General features: G+C 63.8%; 18 protein-coding genes. 13 read left to right on the forward strand and 5 right to left on the reverse strand.

The annotated features are described in order from the left end of the window. Positions 1-10: 10 nt before the first annotated feature. Complete coding sequence (locus SVXhr_RS08240; RefSeq protein ID WP_275736738.1) at positions 11-829, reverse strand: DUF5821 family protein; 819 nt, start codon at positions 827-829, stop codon at positions 11-13. 159 nt (positions 830-988) lie between these two features. Between SVXhr_RS08240 and glyA the strand changes: the two genes are divergently transcribed. From glyA to SVXhr_RS08255, 3 genes are all read left to right on the forward strand, one after another. Then, positions 989-2,236, forward strand: coding sequence for a serine hydroxymethyltransferase (gene glyA / locus SVXhr_RS08245; RefSeq protein ID WP_275736739.1), 1,248 nt, complete (start codon positions 989-991; stop codon positions 2,234-2,236). A 133-nt stretch (positions 2,237-2,369) separates the two neighbouring features. Further along, a complete protein-coding gene (locus tag SVXhr_RS08250) occupies positions 2,370-4,856 on the forward strand; it encodes a hypothetical protein (protein ID WP_275736740.1) in 2,487 nt (828 codons plus the stop codon). A gap of 104 nt (positions 4,857-4,960) precedes the next feature. Further along, positions 4,961-5,854: a bifunctional methylenetetrahydrofolate dehydrogenase/methenyltetrahydrofolate cyclohydrolase gene (locus tag SVXhr_RS08255; protein ID WP_275736741.1), complete on the forward strand. Its 894-nt coding sequence runs from the start codon at positions 4,961-4,963 to the stop codon at positions 5,852-5,854. A 19-nt stretch (positions 5,855-5,873) separates the two neighbouring features. On the opposite strand, the gene SVXhr_RS08260 is transcribed toward SVXhr_RS08255, so the two are convergent. Further along, on the reverse strand, positions 5,874-6,593 hold the full coding sequence (locus tag SVXhr_RS08260; RefSeq protein ID WP_275736742.1) for a TFIIB-type zinc ribbon-containing protein: 720 nt from the start codon (positions 6,591-6,593) through the stop codon (positions 5,874-5,876). 521 nt (positions 6,594-7,114) lie between these two features. On the opposite strand from SVXhr_RS08260, the gene SVXhr_RS08265 reads away from it, so the two are divergent. Continuing rightward, the gene (locus SVXhr_RS08265; protein ID WP_275736743.1) at positions 7,115-7,390 is read left to right on the forward strand and encodes a PadR family transcriptional regulator; all 276 of its coding nucleotides are present in this window, start codon (positions 7,115-7,117) and stop codon (positions 7,388-7,390) included. Positions 7,391-7,412: 22 nt separating this feature from the next. Here SVXhr_RS08265 and SVXhr_RS08270 read toward each other — a convergent pair whose 3' ends face one another. Then, positions 7,413-7,742, reverse strand: a complete 330-nt coding sequence (locus SVXhr_RS08270) for a hypothetical protein (RefSeq protein ID WP_275736744.1) — start codon at positions 7,740-7,742, stop codon at positions 7,413-7,415. 132 nt (positions 7,743-7,874) lie between these two features. On the opposite strand from SVXhr_RS08270, the gene SVXhr_RS08275 reads away from it, so the two are divergent. Continuing rightward, positions 7,875-8,792 carry an A/G-specific adenine glycosylase gene (locus SVXhr_RS08275; protein ID WP_275740904.1) on the forward strand — a complete coding sequence of 306 codons (918 nt, stop codon included), beginning with the start codon at positions 7,875-7,877 and terminating at the stop codon, positions 8,790-8,792. Between the two features lie 14 nt (positions 8,793-8,806). Here the strand turns inward: SVXhr_RS08275 and SVXhr_RS08280 are convergent, their stop codons facing one another. Continuing rightward, on the reverse strand, positions 8,807-10,723 hold the full coding sequence (locus SVXhr_RS08280; protein WP_275736745.1) for an ABC transporter ATP-binding protein: 1,917 nt from the start codon (positions 10,721-10,723) through the stop codon (positions 8,807-8,809). A 112-nt stretch (positions 10,724-10,835) separates the two neighbouring features. Continuing rightward, positions 10,836-11,099, reverse strand: a complete 264-nt coding sequence (locus tag SVXhr_RS08285) for a helix-turn-helix domain-containing protein (protein WP_275736746.1) — start codon at positions 11,097-11,099, stop codon at positions 10,836-10,838. 141 nt (positions 11,100-11,240) lie between these two features. On the opposite strand from SVXhr_RS08285, the gene SVXhr_RS08290 reads away from it, so the two are divergent. From SVXhr_RS08290 to rqcH, 8 genes are all read left to right on the forward strand, one after another. Next, a complete protein-coding gene (locus SVXhr_RS08290; RefSeq protein WP_275736747.1) occupies positions 11,241-12,218 on the forward strand; it encodes a branched-chain amino acid transaminase in 978 nt (325 codons plus the stop codon). A gap of 154 nt (positions 12,219-12,372) precedes the next feature. Continuing rightward, entirely contained in the window at positions 12,373-12,951 is a 579-nt protein-coding gene (locus SVXhr_RS08295; RefSeq protein WP_275736748.1) for an NAD(P)H-dependent oxidoreductase, read from the forward strand. 85 nt (positions 12,952-13,036) lie between these two features. Beyond that, the gene (locus SVXhr_RS08300) at positions 13,037-13,621 is read left to right on the forward strand and encodes a YIP1 family protein (RefSeq protein WP_275736749.1); all 585 of its coding nucleotides are present in this window, start codon (positions 13,037-13,039) and stop codon (positions 13,619-13,621) included. 73 nt (positions 13,622-13,694) lie between these two features. Then, entirely contained in the window at positions 13,695-15,890 is a 2,196-nt protein-coding gene (locus SVXhr_RS08305; RefSeq protein WP_275736750.1) for an OB-fold nucleic acid binding domain-containing protein, read from the forward strand. Positions 15,891-15,970: 80 nt separating this feature from the next. Further along, positions 15,971-17,632: a tRNA uridine(34) 5-carboxymethylaminomethyl modification radical SAM/GNAT enzyme Elp3 gene (locus SVXhr_RS08310; protein WP_275736751.1), complete on the forward strand. Its 1,662-nt coding sequence runs from the start codon at positions 15,971-15,973 to the stop codon at positions 17,630-17,632. Between the two features lie 125 nt (positions 17,633-17,757). After that, positions 17,758-17,985 (forward strand): hypothetical protein, encoded by a 228-nt coding sequence (locus SVXhr_RS08315; RefSeq protein WP_275736752.1) that lies wholly within the window; start codon positions 17,758-17,760, stop codon positions 17,983-17,985. After that, entirely contained in the window at positions 17,982-18,392 is a 411-nt protein-coding gene (locus SVXhr_RS08320) for a PIN domain-containing protein (RefSeq protein ID WP_275736753.1), read from the forward strand. The genes SVXhr_RS08315 and SVXhr_RS08320 overlap by 4 nt, the downstream gene beginning before the upstream one ends. A gap of 47 nt (positions 18,393-18,439) precedes the next feature. Continuing rightward, positions 18,440-20,557 (forward strand): ribosome rescue protein RqcH, encoded by a 2,118-nt coding sequence (gene rqcH, locus SVXhr_RS08325; protein ID WP_275736754.1) that lies wholly within the window; start codon positions 18,440-18,442, stop codon positions 20,555-20,557. Positions 20,558-20,617: the final 60 nt, after the last annotated feature.

The following is a 20,617-nucleotide window of genomic DNA, read 5'->3' on the forward strand; positions in this document are numbered from 1 at the left end:
AAAGGTCGCGCTACTCCGAAAGCAGGTCAATGGCAACGCCGGCAAGTTCCGTCGCGTCAGCGTGCTGGAGTCGTTCGTCGCCGAGCAGCAGGCGGAGTCGGGGGCGGCCGACGTCGATCGGGACCTTCTCGGTGTTGAGCAGTCCCTTGTCTTCGAGTTGGGTCTTCGTCCGGGAGAACGTCGCCTTGCTCGCGAGGCCGACGTCCTCGCCCCACTTGCTGATGTCATAGAGCAACTCGCGGTTCCGGGCGGCCACGAGCAGACTGATCGTCACCTCGTCGATTCCCTCGCCGTCGCTACGGGCGGTCGACAGCGAGTCGAGGACGGCGTCGAAATCCGCGCGGGCTTCCTCGCTGATCTCCGCGGCGAGCGTGGATCGAACGCGCGACAGCGGCGGCGTCCGAAGCGTGAACTCGCCGGCTGTCTCCCAGTGGTCAGCGTAGAATTCAGCGGTCGAGGAGACGAACGACCCGTCGTCGGTCCGGAGTCCGGCCGCCCCGTCGGTCGCTGTCACGAGCGAGACGACGTTTTCGTCCGTCACGAGCAACGAGTTGACCGGCTGTTCGTCGAGCAGCCGTAGCGACAGCGTCCCCTCGTCGATCAGATCCGCGGCCGTACTTGCCACGATGAAGTCGTCCATCACCTGTTTGAGCGGGCGCTCGGGCGCGAGAAGTCGAACTGTCGGCGGCGAGTCGAGGGCATCCAGCGTGTTGACGAGAGCGACGATCGTCTCCTGGGCCGGATTGACGACGTAGATGTCTTCGGGAGACGAAACAGTCTCTGCGAGGACGTGTTCGATGTCAGACGCGATCGTATTCTCTATTGTCATGAAGTGGCCTGTCTTAAAGGCCACTAATATTTAAGGATATCGCCGTTGAGATATATCGTTCATCAAAAGCGGGGCCTCATCGAAGATTTACAGGTTGACCCGGACCAGGCCCAGCGTCGAAAGAGTAGCTTATTCAAGACTGGCCATCGAGGAACAGATATGGACGACGACAGCGTCCGTGAGACGGATCCGGCCGTCGCCGACGCGCTGGCCGGCGAACGCGACAGACAGGAAGACACGCTCGCGATGATCGCAAGCGAGAACCACGTCAGCGAGGCGGTCCTCGAAGCCCAGGGGTCGACGCTGACGAACATCTACGCCGAAGGGTATCCGGGCAAACGCTACTACGCCGGCTGTGAGTACGCAGACGACGTCGAGGAACTCGCCATCGAGCGCGCTGAGGAATTGTGGGGAGCCGACCACGTCAACGTCCAGCCACACTCGGGCAGCCAGGCCAACATGGGCGTCTACCTGGCCGTCCTCGATCCCGGCGACAAGATCCTCTCGCTGGATCTGACCCACGGCGGCCATCTCTCCCATGGCCATCCCGCGAACTTCGCCGGCCAGGTCTACGAGGTCGAACAGTATGAGGTCGACGCCGAGACGGGCTATCTCGACTACGACGGCCTCGCCGAGATCGCCGACGAGTTCGATCCCGACATGATCGTCTCGGGGTACTCCGCGTACCCCCGCGAGGTCGAGTGGGAACGAATTCAGGACGTCGCCGACACAGTCGACGCCTATCACCTGGCCGATATCGCCCACATTACGGGCCTCGTCGCGGCGGGCGTCCACGCCTCGCCGGTCGGTGTCGCCGACTTCGTGACCGGGTCGACCCACAAGACGATCCGGGCCGGCCGCGGCGGCATCATCATGTGCGACGACGAATACGCCGACGACATTGACTCGGCCGTCTTCCCCGGTATGCAGGGCGGCCCATTGATGCACAACATCGCTGGGAAGGCCGTCGGCTTCGGCGAGGCACTCGACCCCGAGTTCGAGGAATACGCCGAACAGACCGTCGCCAATGCGAAGGCGCTCGCCAACCGCCTGCAGGAACACGGCCTCGAACTCGTCTCCGGCGGAACCGACAACCACCTCGTCCTGATCGACCTCCGGCCCTCGCACCCGGACACGCCGGGCAAGGACGTGGAGGAAGCACTCGAGGACGCCGGAATCGTGCTCAACGCCAACACCGTCCCCGGCGAGACGCGCTCGGCGTTCAACCCGTCGGGTATCCGTGCCGGGACGCCCGGTCTGACGACCCGTGGCTTCGACGAGGACGCCTGCCGCGAGGTCGCCGACCTGATCTACGAGGTGGTCGACGCACCCGGCGACGAGGGCGTCATCGCCGAGGTTTCCGAACGCGTCGACGAACTCACCGACGAGTACCCGCTGTACGCCTGATTCCGCGCGGACCCATCGACGAACGCTGAATCGTCGACGCTGAGAGTTCTGCCCGTTGCCGCCGAAATGGTGTCGACAGGGGATACATTCGCATTCGAAATACTTAATCACAGACTGGTGTAATAACCCGGGTATGGTGGATCTTACCCGCCGCCGGCTTCTCGCCGGTGTCACCACGACCGCCCTGGCTGGTTGTATGGGCGACCCAAACAACCAGTCATCCGTCCCTCCAGCATCGACCGCTTCGGACACAGAGACGCCGACACCGACAGACGAACCAACGCAGACTGAAACGCCCACACCCGAGGCGGACGAGATTTCCATCCCCGAGGATGTGGTTGCGGTACTTGATCCGATCCCGGAATCAGTCGACGGCACGTCGGTATCTCGGATCAGGAGTACTGCCCCATCCCCGGACAACGACGAAAGCTTCAATCAGTTGCCGGCGTTCGGATCAGTGTCACAGATCGGTCTCGAACTGGACGAGATCGATCGTGCGGCGGCTGCCAGATACGGCGACTACCAGACACAGATCGTTACGATAGTCGGCTCGTTCGACGCCGGGAAGCCGACGCTGCCCGAAGAGGCCCCGATCGAACAGCTCCATCGCGAGGACGGCCGTTTGATCGTGGCGATGGACGACACCAAAGACGGCTGGAAGGACGGGTTGACGGCGGCGACCGAGGCGGCGGACGACGGCGAGCTTCCGCTGTCCGAGGACGCCCGACTCGCGTTATCACCGGTCAGCGAGTCAGCCGTCATCCAGTTGCTGCCATCGATCCCTGCGGACGAGACCGGGCAGCTCGACGGGGTCAACACCGACGTGATCGAGGCCTTCGCCTTCGGTGGGGATCGACTCGATCCGATGACGGCACGCGTCTCGATCACGACCGTCTACACCGAGCAATCGGACTTCGACACCGAGGAATTCAAGACGTTCGCCAAAAATATCGGCGCGGGCAACACTGACGACTTAACGGTCGAGCGCGACGGTCGCGTCGGCATCGGGACACTCACCGTGCAAGCGCCGACCCAGGAGATCCGCGAACGGGCACCGGATCCCCACCTCACGGTCAGCTACGAGCAGGAACGCGGAACGGCCAGGCTGGAGCACTACGGTGAGCAACCGCTTCAAACGGAGTCGTTGACACTGTTTGTCGACGACGAACCGGTCGAAGACGCCTGGAACGGCGACCCGATGGAGCCCGACAGTTCGATCTCCGTCGACGCCGATCCGCTCTCGTCGATCATGATCGAGTGGACCGATCCCGAGAACCCCGAATTCGAACGGATCGTCTTCCACGATGTGATCGCCAGGGGAGTAACCTTCGAGGAAACGTACGATATCGAATCAAAAACGCTGACGGTGACGTACACCGGCTCCGAACCGGTCGATCGCACGGACCACGTCGAAATCGAGCATCGGTCACCCGAGGAAGACGAACCAAGCAGCGACGAGACGACCGAATCACTGGCGGATCGTCACGACCGACTGACTGAAGGAGACCAAATCACCATCGAGGGCGTCGCGTTCGGCGATCGAGTAACGTTGATGGCCACCCACAGCTACGAGCGAGCGGGGGCCAGTGGATCGCTGTCGTCGTCGGTCTACACCTTCCGGGCACAGGTTCCGGGACACTTCAGACTCGAGACGGAAGAGGGGCCGAGACTCGTCTACTACGGCAAGGAGGGCCGTGATCCGGCGAACTTCCGGGTGACTGTCGGCGGCGAGGAGCCTGCAACGGGATTTGCTGAGAAATACGACACGCTCGAACGGGTCGATACGTTACAGCTCGACGCCGAGACGGGCGATGAAGTCGTCGTCGAGTGGGTCGGCAACGGCGGGCCGACGGAAACGTTCAGCGAGTACGTCCGGCCGTCAGCGTCCTTCGAGCTGACGCGGACCACCGACGGGTTCGAAATCGTCTACCGGAGCGAAGTGACCTACGACGCTGATGCCTTCGCCGTCCGAACGGGTGGTGGCGAGTCCGATCCCGTCTTCGCTGATGACTACGACACCCTCGAAGACGGCGACAGCGCCCCCATCGAACTGGACGGGGCAAGGCCCGTCCACGTGTACTGGACGGAGCCGGAAGAGCGGATCACTCTCACCTGGCTCCACCTGGACAATATGCTCCAGTTTGAGCTTGACGGATCCTCGCTGGTGTTCTCGGGCCAGGGTGAGTGGCCCGCCGAGGAGTTCGATGTGACCGTCGACGACGAGGACGTCGATGGATTCACGGACACCGTCACGAACGGCGACAGCATCGATCTGAGCGCCGAAACTGGATCCACCGTCGAGGTCACGTGGACCGGAACCGACGATCCGAGGACAGTGTTCTCCGAGACGGTCCATCCGCCCTTCGAGTTCACGTTCGCGTACGACGCCGAGAGCGAATCGCTTTCGATCACCTCGAAGACGGATGCGGAACTCGACCCCAGCGAGCTTGAAATCGTCGTCCACCGCAGTGACGATCGGCAGACGTACGTCGACGCCTGGAGGGAAGCGTACGATGTCGTCGAGACTGGTGACGCGGTTACGCTGTCGGTTTCCGGGGTCGAGGCAGCGGTGGTCGAACACGAATCCTGGAACGTCTACGCCCACGAGGAACTGGAGTAAGCGCCCAGCTGGTCGCGTCCATTGGACACGCCATCACGACAATCGGGGCGAGCCCGGACACGGATACTGGGCCTTTATGTTCCGCGGCCGCCCTGAATTCCGTAATGGCAAACAGCATCGACGGGAACAGAGTGGCACAGTCGATCCGCGACGACCTCGGCGACGCGATCGGCAAACTCGAGAGCGAAGGCGTGACGCCGACGCTGGCAACGGTATTGATGAGCGACGATCCGGCCAGCGAGACGTACGTCTCGATGAAGCAGGACGACTGCGCCGAGGTCGGCATCGAGGCGATCGACGTCGAGATCGATCCCGAGGCACCCGCCGAGGAACTGTTCGACGAGATCGATCGACTCAACGCCGACGAGACCGTCAACGGCATCCTCGTCCAGATGCCGGTCCCCGATCACGTCGACAAGCAGTCCGTTCTCCGTCGAATCGACCCCGAGAAAGACGTCGACGGGTTCCACCCCGAGAACGTCGGTCGACTGGTCGCGGGCGACGCCCGATACAAACCCTGTACGCCTCACGGTATCCAGATGCTGCTTGATGATGCCGGCGTCGATCCCGAGGGCAAGGACGCGGTAATCGTCGGCCGGTCGGACATCGTCGGCAAGCCGATGGCGAATCTCCTCCTTCAGAAAGCGGACGGCGGCAACGCGACCGTGACCGTTTGTCATTCCAGGACCGATGACCTCGCGGCGAAAACCCGCGAGGCGGACATCGTCGTTGCGGCCGCGGGCGTCCCGGAAATGATCGACGGCGACATGCTCACCGAAGGCGTGACGGTCATCGACGTTGGGATCAACCGTGTCGATGCGGACACCGAGAAGGGCTACGAACTGGTCGGCGACGTCGATTTCGACAGCGCAGCGGGGAAAGCAAGCGCGATCACGCCGGTCCCCGGCGGTGTCGGGCCGATGACGCGGGCGATGTTGTTGTATAACACTGTCAAAGCCGCTGGCCTCCAGCACAACGTCGACGTGACGCTTCCCTGAGCAGCAGACTGCATACGCGCTATCGCCCCGGATCGAGTTCCGTAAGCCGGTCACGGGCGCGGTCGAGCGCGTCCGGATCATCCTCGATCAGGTAGGTACCGACTGCCCGGGCGGCCTCGATCAGCGCTTCAGCCCGCTCAGGTGGGATATCCCCGTCGAGAGCAGCCACCCGTGCCCGGTGATCTTCGACGCTGCCGAGGACGGTTCGGGCCTGGTCGTCGGGTTCGTCTTCGAGATACTGACGGAGGTCTCGCCGATAGTCCGCGACCGTCGCGGCGGCAGCGAGCCCCCGAAGGGGAATCAGCGAGTCGGGCACCGACGACGGGTCCGGTCGCGTTCCCGATTGTGCCCCGTCCAGCAGTGCGAGCAAGTATCGCTGCTCAGCCTCGGAAACGTCCATCGATCGGGCGATGGCCCGGCCGACGTGTTTGAGTTCCATCGTCGCGACGAACTGCTCCGAAAGGGGCTGGAGTTTCCCTGCGTCGATGAATCCATGACGGCGGACGAACTCGGATGCGCTCTCGGCGGCGCGGGTCGCGACCGTCCCGATCGGCTCAGAATCGACCGCCGCACGAGCGTGTCTCAGGTCAAGTGAGACTGGACTGGCAGTGTGGCGCGTCCGCTCGTCGACGCCGACGCTGCGTAGGCTGCCACAGTCGGGACACTCGACACTGCCCGTCTCGTAGTACGTCCACCGACGACCACAGTTTTGACACTCGCGTTCGCCACGAATCCGCATACCTACTCAAGATGCCTCCGAGTATAAAACGGGCCTGCTACCTCGACCCGACGCCGAACGACACCGCTGTGTCGCCCGGGGGTCACTGGTTCCCCCGAGCGGCGCTAAATATCGACTGAGGTCGGTACTTTTAAGTCCATCCATCGGTGATGTTATGATGACGCTTCGCTTGGAGGGCCGAAGCGTCAGCGGGGACCAATTCAGGGCGGCAAGCGTTCACGCGGGACTTTTCCCCGCGTGAACTGCTTTCCACTCTTTCGATACTCGGAAGCGATGTGTCCGTACCCTGGCCGATCCGATATATTCCTTAGACGACTACTCCGGTAACGTAACTTACCAGTCGTCTTGACGATACGGGATGGATATGATACCAGTTCACAAGATTTGGGTGATTACTCATATCTATTATCTTTTGAAGAGGTGAGGATCGGCGGCAATAGCGACGTGAAAACCGAACGTCTCGGTGAACGAAGCGGTATATTTATACCAACCCGATAATAATCATGATGTGGACTTTACCGATGTACGACCTGACAGGATTTCAGCGTGACCTCCTATATGTCATCGCGGGGGAGGAGGAACCGCACGGGCTGGCGATCAAGGATGAGCTTGAAGACTACTACGAGAAGGAGATCCATCACGGCCGTCTCTATCCCAATCTCGACACGCTTGTTGACAAGGGACTCGTCGAAAAGGGCCAGCGCGATCGGCGGACGAACTACTACAGTCTAACACGTCGAGGGCGGCGTGAGATCGAAGCACGAAGCGACTGGGAAGACCAATACATCGACCTGTAACGGAACCCACCGAACGCCCAGTTTAAAACTGGTAGCGGCGATCGTCCGGATCGCCTTTCTGGGGGAACTGATTCGCGCTAGTCATCTCGTCGAATGTCATCCCCGAGAGGTATTCGTCGTAGGTGACGTCGTACCCACTCCGGAGGTGAAAATCGAGCGTCCCGGTCTCGACGGTGCTCTGAAAGAGCATGTGGACGGCACGCCGCAGGAGTTCGTCAGTCGACTCCGGCTGGAGTGCCGCTTCGAGCATCGCAAGCTCGTTGCGGGTCTCGCGGTCAAGATCAACGGCAATCTCCTCGCCCAGCGCACTGTACTCCGCAGTGACGTCCTCGGACAGCGCGTCGAGTGTCATATCCGAACCTGTCGATGGGTGGGCAAACTCCTTTCGGCTCGGCGGTGGGTGAGAGCGGATGCCGACCGACTCTCGCCGGGGGAACTGCCGGTGACGCCAGAGGTAAACGCCGGAATTGCCTACGACACGTCGATGAGTGAGGCCGCCGTGAATCTGCCTGCCGACAGAGATTCGATCCAGCGTGCGCTAATCGAGTGGTACGAGGCCGACCACCGCGAGTACCCCTGGCGCGAGACCGACGACCCGTACGCGATCCTCGTCTCGGAGGTCATGAGCCAGCAGACCCAGCTCGACCGCGTCGTCGACGCCTGGGCGGACTTCCTCGATCGCTGGCCGACGGCCGCGGACCTGGCGGCCGCCGACCGAGCTGACGTCGTCGCATTCTGGTCGGGACACAGCCTCGGGTACAACAACCGCGCGAAGTACCTCCACGAGGCGGCAAGCCAGGTCGTCGAGGACTATAACGGCGAGTTTCCGGACACTCCCGACGAACTGTCCGAACTCATGGGCGTCGGTCCCTACACCGCCAACGCGGTCGCGAGCTTCGCGTTCAACAACGGCGACGCCGTCGTCGATACCAACGTCAAGCGCGTGCTGTATCGGGCCTTCTCGATCCCCGACGACGACGCGGCCTTCGAGGACGCCGCGAGTGCCCTCATGCCGGACGGGGAGTCCCGGGTCTGGAACAATGCGATCATGGAACTGGGCGGCGTGGCCTGTGAGAAGACGCCGCGCTGTGACCAGGGGGGCTGTCCCTGGCGGGAGTGGTGTGACGCCTACGCGAGCGGCGACTTCACCGCGCCGGATGTCCCGACTCAGCCGAGTTTCGAAGGGAGTCGGCGACAGATGCGGGGGCGCGTGATCGGCGCGCTGAAGGAACACGATGACCTCGCGATCGACGACCTCGGGCCGAAAGTGCGGGTCGATTACGTGCCGGAGGGCGAGTACGGGCGGGAATGGCTCCGCGGCCTGCTGGAGGATCTGACTGACGACGGGCTTGTCGAGACAAGGCAACGTGACGGCGAGACCGTGGCCCGCCTACGGCGATGAGCCTTCGTGGGGGTTCACTCGCCCTCCAACCCCTGCTGGGCGACGCGCTGGCTTGCCTCCTCGAGGAACTCCTCCGGCAGCGCGCCGATCTCGCCCGCCTGCACCCGCCAGAGATTGGCGTAGAGGCCGTCGGCGTCGATCAGGTCGTCGTGGGTGCCGCGCTCGACGATCCGGCCGTCCTCGACGACGAGGATCGTATCGGCGTCCCGAACTGTCGAGAGCCGATGGGCGATGACGAACGTCGTCCGGTCGGCCGCGACGTCGTCGATGGACTGCTGGATCAGCAGTTCCGTTTCGGTGTCGACGGCGCTGGTCGCCTCGTCGAAGACCGTGATCGCCGGCCCCTGCAGCAGGGTCCGGGCGATGGCGACGCGCTGGCGCTGGCCGCCGGAAAGCTTCACGCCGCGCTCGCCGACCTCGGTGTCGTAGCCCTCGGGCATGTTGGTGACGAACTCGTGGGCCTGGGCGCGTTTGGCCGCCTCGATCACTGCCTCGCGGTCGGCGTCGAACGCGCCGTACTTGATGTTCTCGGCGACCGTGCCGTCGAATAAGAAGTTCTCCTGGCCGACGTAGCCGATCGAGTTTCGCAGGCTTGATAACGTCACGTCCCGGACGTCTTGGCCGTCGACCCGCACCGCGCCCTCGTCGACGTCATAGAGCCGCAGGAGGAGTTTGACGAAGGTGGTCTTGCCGGCACCCGTCGGCCCGACGAGCCCGACGGTCTCGCCGGGTTCGACCTCGACATCGATGTCTTCGAGGACAGTCTGGGTCTCGTAGCCGAAGGTCACGTCGTCGAACTGGACGTGACCCTCGACGTCCTCGAGTTCCGTCGCGTCCTCGGCGTCCTGGATGTCGACGGGGAGGTTCATGATCCCGAGGATGCGCTTGGTCGAGGCGCGGGCGTCCTCGTAGCGGTCGATGATGGTGCTCATCTGGGCGAGGGGCTCGACCAGGCGCTGGGTGAGCAGGAGGAAGATCACGAGGGTCCCCTCCGAGAGGTCGCCGGTGAGTGGCCCCGGCGGTCCCTCCAGGATCCAGACCCCGCCGACGATAAACGTCGCGACGAACGAGATGGAGGTCAGCGCCTGGAGGCCGGGCCGGTAGATGAAGTTCAGCCGGAGGGCGAGCCAGTCGAGCCGGAAGTACTGATAGGAGTGCTCGCGGACGCGTTCGTCCTCGTGATCCTCGGTGTTGGCGGACTTGATGACCTCGATGCCGTTGAGGTTGTTCTCAAGGCGGCTGTTGAGGTCGCCGACGGACTGGCGAACGTCGGTGTAGCGTTCCTCGGCCAGCCGCATGAACCAGTAGGTGAACACCGCCGCCAGCGGGATGACCGCGAGCGTGACCACGGCGAGCTGGGCGTTGAACCAGAACAGAATCAGGGAGATGCCGACGATGAGGACGCCGAGCTGGATCGACTCCCCGAACATGTTGTCGAGAAAGCGCTCCAGGCGGTTGGTGTCGTTCGAGAGGATCGACATGAGTTCGCCGGTCTGGACCTCGTTGAAAAATTCCATGTCCAGGCGTTGCATCCGCTGGTAGGTTGCGGTCCGGACTTCGTGTTTGACGCGGTGGGAGAAGAGGTTCAGCGACGACGCCCGGACGAAGTTGAGGATGGCCTGGCCGATCATAAACACGGCCATGAGGGCGATCACGAACCAGAACTGATCCATCGTCTCGTTTGGGAGCACCGTCCCCGGAATCAGGGGCAGCGCGAAGGGTTCGCTTCGGAAGATAGCATCGAGCGCTACGCCGAGGAGGACGGGTGGCACCAGCGACGCGAACCGGGAGCCGATCGACGCCAGGATACCGACGAGAAACCATCGGCGACTCCCGTGGCCGTAACGCTGGAACAGCTGCCACAGCGGGTGTTCGACCGCGTCACGATATCGTTCGATGTACTCGATGTCCACGTGATCGTCTGTGCTCATTCTGGGTCAGAGAGACGCCCCTCTCTCCGAGCAGGCCCCCGTTAACACTTTCGCGACTCGTAGCCGCAGAATCACGAGCAATCGACCGGTTGAGGGGCGGAGACGAGAACACCTACATCGACATGAAGTCGACGCCGTCGATGTCGCGGCCCATCTCGCCGTCCCCGCGATCCCAGTCGTACTCGTTGCGGATGATCGCACAGAGCGTCTCGCGGGGTTGATCACTGTTTTCGACCACAGAGTCGGTCCGCTCCAGATATTTTCGTACTGTCGTCCGGGAGAGGTCGAGCGCCTCGGCGATCTCCGAGCGGGTCTCACCGCGGGCCGCCCGGAAGACGATCTCCGCGCGCGTCGCGTCGTCGATGGCTGCCGGCATGGATATATCTATGCAATACGAACAGATAACGGCGTCGAAGTCCGGATTCGAGGCCGATATTCGGCCCATTTCCCACCCGCATCTACGCAATTTGGACAGATGGCCGAAATTACTTTCATCCATTCGGGATTCGCCACGGGCATGGCAGACGGGACAGGTCCGACTGGCTTCGAGGCGAAACGCGAGGCGAACGACGCCCTGGATACCATCTGGATGGACGGGGAGTTCCGACCCTGGGAAGAGGCGACGATCCACGTCCTCGCACACGCGCTGCACTACGGGACGAGCGTCTTCGAAGGAGTCCGCTGTTACGAGACAGCCGACGGGCCGGCGCTGTTCCGGTGGGACGCCCACCTGGATCGCCTCTATGATTCGGCCGCCGTCTACGATCTGGATATCGGGTTCGACCCCGAAGAGTTGACAGCGGCGACAATTGAGCTGATCAAACGCCAGCAGCTCGATTCGGGTTACGTCCGGCCGATCGCCTTCTACGGCTACGACCGGCTGGGCGTGAGTCCGACGACGCCGACGAGGGTCCCCGAGCGGGTCGCGATTGCCGCCTGGCCGTGGGAATCATACCTGGGAGAGTCGGCCCTGGAAGACGGGATCGACGCCGGCGTCTCCTCGTGGCGAAAGTACGGCCACGACGCGATCCCGCCGACGGCGAAGACCACCGGCGCGTACGTCAACGGCGTGCTCGCGACCGACGAAGCGGCGCGCAACGGCTACGACGAGGCGATCGTGCTCAACGGCGAGGGCAACGTCGCCGAGGGCCCCGGCGAGAACCTCTTTCTCGTCGACGACGGCGAGGTCTACACCCCCGGACTCGCCGAGGCCGCGCTCAATGGAGTTACCCGGCGGAGCGTCATCGAACTCGCTCGCGAGGCGGGATACACCGTCCACGACGACGCCCGGATCGGCCGCGGCGAACTCTATACGGCGGACGAACTGTTCTTCACCGGGACGGCCGCCGAAGTGACGCCGATCCGGTCGGTCGACGGCGTCGAGATCGGCGGGGGATCGAAGGGGCCGGTGACCGACGACCTGCAAACCCGGTTTTTCGATCTCGTGTCGGGACCGATGGACACCCACGAGGCGTGGTTCACGCGCGTGCGCTGACCGGGACAGCTACGTCATGTCGGCGGGTTCTTCGACTCCCAGAAGTGTGGTGTTTTGTTTCGCAGGAATCGCTTCCAACAGCCGCGACTCGCGTAACTAACCACCACCCCCCAAAACCAGGAAACCTAACACCCACGCGTCAGTGTCTTTCGCCATGAACGAGACACACGTCCTCGCCATCTGTGGGAGTTTACGGGACGGCAGTTATACCCGAAAATCACTCCGAATCGCGCTCGAAGCGGCCGAAAACGCCGGCGCAAGCACGGAACTGCTCGACCTCAGAGAGTGGGACCTGCCGGTGCTCGACGCTGACGCGGAAGACGCGGGCGAGGCCGACGCGTTTCGCGATCGGGTGCGGGCAGCGGACGCGGTACTCCTGGGGACGCCGGTCTATCACGGCTCGTTCAGCGCGCCGCTGAAGAACGCCCTGGATTACTGTGGGTTCGACGAGTTCGAGCACACGACCATCGGCCTACTCGCCGTCGCCGGCGGGCGCTTCCCGATCACCGCCCTCGAACATCTCCGGACGGTCGGGCGCTCGCTGGACGCCTGGGTCATCCCACACCAGGTCGCGATCCCGCGCGCGTCGAGTGCCTACGAGGATGGTGACCTCGTCGACGAGGAACTCCGGGAGTGGATCGAAGTGCTTGGCCGTGAGGCCGTCGAGTACGCCCACATCGAGCCGGATCCCGCGTCCTTCGAGAGCGGCGAGAACGTTGGTGCCGACGATTAAGTGATCCATCCGGTTCGAGGGTTGCCGACCCGAGCACCTTGACGAGACCCAAACCGACAAAGCCCCCGGAGGACAACGACTGGTCGTGACGCAGTGGGTCGATCCGGCAGGGCACGGTCGCGAACGCGGACCGGTCGGGTTGTTCCGGGCGTGGATCGGGATACTGACCACGCCGCGCAAGTTCTTCCGGCAGGCTGTCGCGCCGGGCGATCAGGCACCGGGGCTGGTGTTTCTGGCCGTCGTCGTGGCGATCGAGGAGAGCGTGCGGTACGTGCTGGTCCCGGGTGCGGCGCCAGTCGTGGGAAACCGTCCGGTGGCGACGGCTGTGCTGGCTGTCCTGGTGACAGTCGTCCTGATCGCGCCGACTGGACTCCACCTGCTGGCGGCGATCCAGACCGTCCTGCTGTGGCCGGTGGCGGCGGATCGCGCGGGCATCAGCGAGACCGTTCAGGTACTCGCGTACGCCACTGCCCCCTGTGTGGTAGCTGGGGTGCCGTGGCCCCCTCTTCAGGTAGCAGCTGCCGGGTACGGCTCCCTGCTGTTGATCCTCGGCCTGTCGACAGTACACGATGTCAGTTACGTGGAAGGGACACTCACGGGCGTGATCCCCGTGGTGCTGCTGTATGGCGTCGCCTTCGGTGGGTTCGATGCGCTGAGCGCCGTCGTCTGAGCGGTGGTCTTCGACAATCAGGGCCAGCGACGTTTCGACAACCGTTTTAGGCCGGACCCGTTTGCTCACATCAATGGGTTCGTGTATCATCTGCGGTACGTCTGTCGAAGGGCACATCTGTGACATCCACGAGGAAGACGCGGTCTTCGAGTTTCGTGGGAGTACACCGGAACAGTTGACGCCGGGTCGATACTACCGCGGCACGGTCGACGGCTTCGCCGAGTTCGGCGTCTTCGTCGACATCGGCGATAGTGTCACTGGACTGTTACACCAGAGCGAGCTGGATAGTCGACTGGAGAGTCTCGACTGGCAACCCGGCGATACCGTTTACGTGCGCGTCACGAACGTGCGCGACAACGGCAACGTCGACCTCAGCTGGTCGATCCGCCAGGCCGATGAGGAATTCCGCGGCGTCTTGATCGACGATCCGGACGAGGATCACGAGTTGTTGCCCGAGGAGACAGACGAACCGATCGAAGAGGAATCGACACCCGAAGACAGTGCTGAATCAACCGAGACCGAGTCGACGGAATCGAAACCGGCTGAAGCGACTGCGGCCGGTGCCGTGCGGACGCGTGACGAAGCTCAGACCGGCGGCGGGACCGTCGGCGCGGAAGAATCTGAACCGGAACCAGCTACGGAGACATCGATCACGAACGAGTCGGCGGAGGTCGAGGAAACTGCCGACACGGCAGATACCGAGAGCGAAGTAACCGAAACTGAACGCACCCCGGAACCACCGAGCGTCGATGTCGGCGACCTCGACGGGTGGGTCGGCGACACCGTTCGGATTACCGGCGAAATCGTCGACGCCCGCCAGACGAGTGGGCCGACCGTATTCGAACTCCGGGACGGCACCGGCAGCGTCGACTGTGCGGCCTTCGTCGAGGCCGGCGTCCGCGCGTATCCGAGTGTCGAGGAAGGTGCCGTCGTCGAGATCGACGGCGAAGTCCGCGAACGTCGCGGCGAGCTCCAGGTCGAGACCGAGGAACTGGAACTGTTCGACGAGGACAAACGCGAGGCAGTCCTCGAAGAGATCGAAGCGACGCTCAGCGAACGCGCCCGCCCCGACGAGATCGACCCGCTCGTCGACGACGAGGCGGTCGCCGCCGAAAGCGAATCGATCCGGGACGTCGTCGGCGAGATCCGGCGGGCTGTCCTCGAGGACCGGCCGGTGATCGTGCGCCACAGCGCGACGACCGACGGGTACGTCGGGGGCGCGGCGATCGAGCGCGCCGTCCTGCCGCTGGTTCGCGATCGCCACGACCGTCGTGACGCGGAGTATCACTACATCGATCGGCGGCCGCTCGAAGGTGACGTCTACGGCCTCGACGACGCGACCACCGACGTGACGCGGATGCTTGGCGACCGCGAGCGCCACGACGAGAACCTTCCCCTCCTTGTGTTCGTCGCCGTCGGCGGGACCGAGGAGTCCCTCGATGGGTTCGACCTGCTTGACGTCTATGACGCCCAGCGGGTGGTCATCGACACCGTCGCCGAACCGGCCATCGTCGAGGCTGTCGACGCGGCACTCGCCCCGCAGGCCGATGCAACCTCGATTGCCGTCGCCGACGGAACGACGCGTGGGCCGACCGCGAGCGCGCTTGCGGCGACGGTCGGTGCTCACGTCGAGGAAGACGTCCGACCCGATCTGGCGCACCTGCCGGCCGTGAGTTACTGGGGCGAAGTGCCCGACGCCTACGCCGAGGCTGCCGCCGAGGCCGGCTATGACGGGACGGCCGTCAGCGAGATCCGCGAGGCAGTTGCGCTCGAAGCCTACTACCAGTCCTACGAGGACAAACGCGAACTCGTCACGGACCTGCTCTTTGGCGGTCGCGAGACCACCGACGCCGACGTCCGCGGGCTGGCGAGTCACGTCAGCGAGCAGTTCCGTGAGAAACTCGACGTCGCCGTCGAAACGGCCCAGGAGAACCTCGACCGACGCAGTGTCGGCGACGAAACGATCGGCGTGCTCGACATCGATCGGTTCACCCACACCTACGACTTCCCGCCCGCCACCCTGCTGCTCGACGAACTCTACCGCCGGTGTGACGATCTGACGGCGATCGTCGGCGTCGACGAGGACGAACTCCACGTCCGGAGCGGCCACGAACTCGACGTGCGCCAACTCGTCGAGATGGCCGACGAGACCGTCGAAGGGGCCGACCTCGAACCGCTCAGCACCCGGTCGCATCGCATCGAGTTCCTCGCCGGCCAGCGCTCGACGGTCGTCGACGCCGTGCTCGACGCGATCGTCGACAGCATCTGATCGCGGCTGCTTTCTCTTCCGTTCGCTATCGCCCGTAGCGACACCCTTATTCGGGCGAAACGGCGACCTTGAGCCACGCAATGAGCACCGACGCGCCCGAGGCAGTCGAGGATCCGTTCGAACGCGCCTGTGAGGAGTTGATCGAACGGATTCTCGATGGCAATCTCGACCGCGACGGCCTCGAAGCTGCCAAACGCGAGGTCTGCTCGAAGCACTCCTCGCCGACGGTGCCGAAGAACTCGGATCTGCTCGACCGTGCGCCGGACGGTCGCCGCGATGAGCTGGCAGCTGTCGTGCGTCGCAAGCCAATGCGGACGGCCTCCGGCGTCTCGCCGGTCGCGATCATGACTTCACCGGAGAACTGCCCGCACGGAAAATGTCTCTACTGTCCAGGCGGGCCGGATTCGGAGTTCGAGAGTGCCCAAAGCTACACCGGTCAGGAACCCGCCGCGGCCCGCGGGGTGCAAAACGACTACGACCCCTACGGACAGGTGACGCTACGGCTCCACCAGCTTCGGAAGATCGGCCACCCGATCGAGAAGGTCGAACTCATCCTGATGGGCGGGACGATGACCGCCCGGAGTCACGACTACCAGGAGTGGTTCGTCAAGCGGGCACTCCGGGCGATGAACGAGTACGACCCCGACTGCGATCCCCAGCCCTCCGAGACCGAGAGCTTCGCCCAGGACCCCGAAGCGTACGACTTCCGGTACCTCGAGGACGTCATCGCCGACAACGAGACCGGGGAAATCCGCAACGTCGCCACCACCTTCGAAACCAAGCCCGACTGGTGTGGCCCCGAACAGGTCGACCGGATGCTTCGGCTTGGCGGGACGAAGGTCGAGGTCGGCGTCCAGACCACCTACGAGTCGATCAACCGCGAGATGCACCGCGGTCACGGCGTCGACGCGAGCATCGAGGCCAACCGGCGTCTTCGGGACGCGGGGTTCAAAGTCGGCTTTCATATGATGCCGGGCCAGCCTGGCATGACCGAGGAGATGGTCCGGGAGGACTTCCGGCGGCTGTTCGAACGGCCCGAGTGGCGGCCGGACTACCTCAAGATCTATCCGACGCTCGTCGTCGGCGGGACCGTCACGTACGATATGCATCGCCGCGACGAGTTCGACCCCCTCACCAGCGAGGAGGCCGCTGAACTCGTCGCCGACGTCAAGCCGATGATCCCCGAGTACACGCGCCTCCAGCGCGTCCAGCGCGATATTCCGGCCCCCCTTATCGAGGCTGGTGTCCAGAAGTCCAACCTCCGCCAGCTTGCCCGACAGCGCATGGAATCCCGTGGCGAGTCGTGTTCGTGCATCCGGTGTCGAGAGGTTGGCCACAGCGACGAGGAACCCGGCGACGTGACGCTGGACGTCGAGAAATACGAGGTTGCCGGTGGTACGGAGCACTTCATCAGCTTCGAGGATCGTGACCGGGATCTGCTGGTCGGGTTCTCACGTCTCCGGTTCCCCGGCGAGGTCGTCCGGCCGGAACTCGAAGAGGCGGCTGTCATCCGAGAACTCCACGTCTACGGCAGCGAGATCCCGATCGGCGAGGCGGGCGAGGACGGCGACGACTGGCAACACCAGGGCTACGGTCGTCGGCTCATCGAGCGCGCGGAGGAACTCGCCGCCGACGCCGGATACGGGAAGATCGCCGTCCTCAGTGGGATCGGCGCGCGGGAGTACTATCGGGAGCAACTCGGATATCGCCAGGACGGCCCGTACGTGAGCAAGCGGCTGTAATTCAGTTTTTGTCCAGAAGCGGAGCACGTCGCTGTGAGATTCGATTCGTTCCACGCCAGCAGCTACTGGGTGGGGAAAGGCATATGATGTCTGTGCGTGAATATACATGCACAGGTGATTGAGCCATGCCAAACATGACGATCCGCGTTCCTGACGACCTGAAAGCGTCCCTCGACGAACACCCCGAGATAAACTGGAGCGAGGTGGCCCGCCAATCCATGCGGGAATACCTCGCCCGGCTGAACGTCGCCGACGAGATCGCCTCCCGGAGTGAACTGTCCGAGGAAGACGCCCGCGAGTTGAGCGAGGACGTGAAGGCGGACATCGCAGCCCACTACCGTGATGACGAATGAAGCTGGTCTGTGATACGAACGTCGTCTTCTCCGCGTTGATCGCCGGCGGGAAAACCCGCGAGTTGATTCTCAGTGACCGAACCGATCTCTACGCGCCGGAGTTCTTCTTCACGGAACTCGACAACCATCGAGCGGAAATCCAGGAGAAGTCCAAGCTCCCGGGGGACGACCTGGACTTGCTACTCGCCATGTTGTTCGAGGAGACGGATATCGTCCCACGTGAGGAATTCGAACCGGAACTTCAGAAAGCACGCCACCACATCGCCGGAGCCGATCCCGACGACGTTCCGTTTCTTGCCCTCGCCCTTCATCTCGATGTTGACGTCTGGAGCGACGATAGCGACTTCGAGGACCAACGAGCCGTCACCGTCTGGAAGACCCACGACCTCGTCGAGCGTTTCGACTGAGCGACCACGAGCGACACGCTTACCACGCGCGCCCGACCAGTCCGGGCATGGACCGCAAGCGGGAACTCACCAGCGTGGACTGTGCCGCACTCGCCGGGGAACTCCGGGCGTTCGTCGGCGCGTACCACGAGAAATCCTATCTCTACGACGACGATCTGCTCCGCCTCAAGCTGAGCGGCCCGAACTTCGGCCGGATCGAACTGCTGATCGAGGTCGACGACCCCAAGCGCGTGCACACAATCGACCCGGATCGGGTTCCCAACGCGCCCGAGCGGCCGCCCAATTTCGCGATGATGCTCCGGAATCGGCTGGAGGGTGCACAACTCGAGAGCGTCGAGCAGTTCGAGTTCGACCGCATCCTCCAGTTGCGCTTCGAACGCAGCGACGACCACACGACGATCATCGCCGAGCTGTTCGGCGACGGGAACCTCGCCGTGCTCGACGAGACGGACAACGTCATCGATTCGCTGGAAACCGTCCGGCTGCAATCCAGAACAGTCACGCCGGGCTCTCAATACGAGTTTCCGTCGGCGCGGTTCAACCCGCTCACCGTCGAGTACGAGACCTTCGTCGAGCGGATGCGACAGTCAGACGCCGACGTGGTGCGGACGCTGGCGACTCAGCTCAACTTCGGCGGGCTCTACGGCGAGGAACTCTGCTCGCGGGCCGGCGTTCCCTACAACCAGGCCATCGGGGAGACCACCGACGCGGAGTTCGAGGCGCTATACGACGCAGTGAATGACCTCTCGACACGACTCCGCGAGGGCGATCTCGACCCCCGACTCTACTTCGAGACCGACGAGCAGGAGACGCCCGTCGACGTGACGCCGGTGCCGCTGGTCGAGTACGAAGACACGCCAGGCGAGTCCTTCGACTCGTTCAACGACGCCCTCGAAGCGTACTTCCTCGGCCTGGAACAGGAGCCCGACGAGGAGGAAACCGGATCGAATCGACCGGACTTCGAGGCGGAGATCGAGAAGCAAAAGCGGATCATCCAACAGCAAGAGGGGGCCATCGAAGACTTCGAGGCCGACGCCGAGGCCGAACGCGAGAAGGCCGAACTCCTCTATGCGAACTACGACCTCGTCGACGAGGTGCTTTCGACGGTCCAGGACGCCAGAGCGGCCGAAACACCCTGGGACGAGATCGAGGCGACGCTTTCGGCCGGCAAGGACCAGGGGATTCCGGCCGCCGAGGCCGTCCGCGATGTCGACGGCAGCGAGGGGACGGTGACGGTGCAGATCGACGACCACCACATCGAACTCGACGCCGATACCGGCGTCGAGAAGAACGCCGACCGCCTCTACCAGGAGGCAAAGCGCATCGAGGGCAAGAAGGCCGGCGCGGAGGAGGCGATCGAGAACACCCGCGAGCAACTTGAGGCGGTCAAGCAACGACGTGAGGCGTGGGAAGCCAGCGACGGGGACGGTGGTGACGAAGCGGACGGCGAGAGCGAGGAGGGAGCCGATGTCGACTGGCTAACTCGCGAGTCCATTCCGATCCGGACGAGCGAGGAGTGGTACGAACGGTTCCGATGGTTCCATACCAGCGATGGCTTTCTCGTGATCGGCGGCCGAAACGCCGACGAGAACGAGGAACTCGTCAAGAAGTACCTCGATCGGGGCGACCTGTTCTTCCACACCCAGGCCCACGGCGCGCCGGCGACCATCCTGAAAGCGACCGGGCCGAGCGAAGCGCCACCGGACGACATCTCGATTCCCGTATCCAGTCAGGAGGAGGCCGCCCAGTTCGCCATCTCCTACTCGACGCTCTGGAAGGAGGGCAAATATGCGGGAGACGTCTACTGCGTCGGCCCCGACCAGGTCACCAAGACGCCCGAGAGCGGCGAGTATCTGGAGAAGGGGAGCTTCGCCATCAGAGGCGACCGGACCTACTACGACGACACGCCGGTCGGCGTGGCTGTCGGGATTACCTGCGAACCCGAGACGCGTGTGATCGGCGGCCCGCCGAGCGCGATTGCGGGACAGGCCGAGACTGCGATCGAAGTCGAACCGGGGCGGTACGCCCAGAACGACATCGCCAAGCGACTCTACCGGGAGTTCAAGGGCCGTTTCGCCGACGAGAGCTTCGTCCGGAAGGTCGCCAGTCCCGACCTGCTCCAGGAGTTCCTCCCGGCAGGTGGCAGCCGGATGGTCGAGGAGTGAGGGCGTCAAGAGAGCGCGCTCCGACGACGAACCAGCAGGCACTTACTCGCCGCACGCTCA

The organism is Halorhabdus sp. SVX81, from assembly GCF_029207715.1.
Classification (GTDB): Archaea; Halobacteriota; Halobacteria; order Halobacteriales; family Haloarculaceae; genus Halorhabdus.

Excerpts from the sequence above, each read along its gene's own strand:
- SVXhr_RS08275 (WP_275740904.1), top strand. The coding sequence starts at position 7,875 with ATGAGTGAGGCCGCCGTGAATCTGCCTGCCGACAGAGATTCGATCCAG.
- SVXhr_RS08240 (WP_275736738.1), bottom strand. The coding sequence starts at position 829 with ATGACAATAGAGAATACGATCGCGTCTGACATCGAACACGTCCTCGCA.
- SVXhr_RS08280 (WP_275736745.1), bottom strand. The coding sequence starts at position 10,723 with ATGAGCACAGACGATCACGTGGACATCGAGTACATCGAACGATATCGT.
- glyA (WP_275736739.1), top strand. The coding sequence starts at position 989 with ATGGACGACGACAGCGTCCGTGAGACGGATCCGGCCGTCGCCGACGCG.
- SVXhr_RS08285 (WP_275736746.1), bottom strand. The coding sequence starts at position 11,099 with ATGCCGGCAGCCATCGACGACGCGACGCGCGCGGAGATCGTCTTCCGG.
- SVXhr_RS08305 (WP_275736750.1), top strand. The coding sequence starts at position 13,695 with ATGGGTTCGTGTATCATCTGCGGTACGTCTGTCGAAGGGCACATCTGT.
- SVXhr_RS08320 (WP_275736753.1), top strand. The coding sequence starts at position 17,982 with ATGAAGCTGGTCTGTGATACGAACGTCGTCTTCTCCGCGTTGATCGCC.
- SVXhr_RS08265 (WP_275736743.1), top strand. The coding sequence starts at position 7,115 with ATGTACGACCTGACAGGATTTCAGCGTGACCTCCTATATGTCATCGCG.
- rqcH (WP_275736754.1), top strand. The coding sequence starts at position 18,440 with ATGGACCGCAAGCGGGAACTCACCAGCGTGGACTGTGCCGCACTCGCC.
- SVXhr_RS08260 (WP_275736742.1), bottom strand. The coding sequence starts at position 6,593 with ATGCGGATTCGTGGCGAACGCGAGTGTCAAAACTGTGGTCGTCGGTGG.
- SVXhr_RS08270 (WP_275736744.1), bottom strand. The coding sequence starts at position 7,742 with ATGACACTCGACGCGCTGTCCGAGGACGTCACTGCGGAGTACAGTGCG.
- SVXhr_RS08255 (WP_275736741.1), top strand. The coding sequence starts at position 4,961 with ATGGCAAACAGCATCGACGGGAACAGAGTGGCACAGTCGATCCGCGAC.
- SVXhr_RS08315 (WP_275736752.1), top strand. The coding sequence starts at position 17,758 with ATGCCAAACATGACGATCCGCGTTCCTGACGACCTGAAAGCGTCCCTC.
- SVXhr_RS08250 (WP_275736740.1), top strand. The coding sequence starts at position 2,370 with ATGGTGGATCTTACCCGCCGCCGGCTTCTCGCCGGTGTCACCACGACC.
- SVXhr_RS08310 (WP_275736751.1), top strand. The coding sequence starts at position 15,971 with ATGAGCACCGACGCGCCCGAGGCAGTCGAGGATCCGTTCGAACGCGCC.
- SVXhr_RS08290 (WP_275736747.1), top strand. The coding sequence starts at position 11,241 with ATGGCAGACGGGACAGGTCCGACTGGCTTCGAGGCGAAACGCGAGGCG.
- SVXhr_RS08295 (WP_275736748.1), top strand. The coding sequence starts at position 12,373 with ATGAACGAGACACACGTCCTCGCCATCTGTGGGAGTTTACGGGACGGC.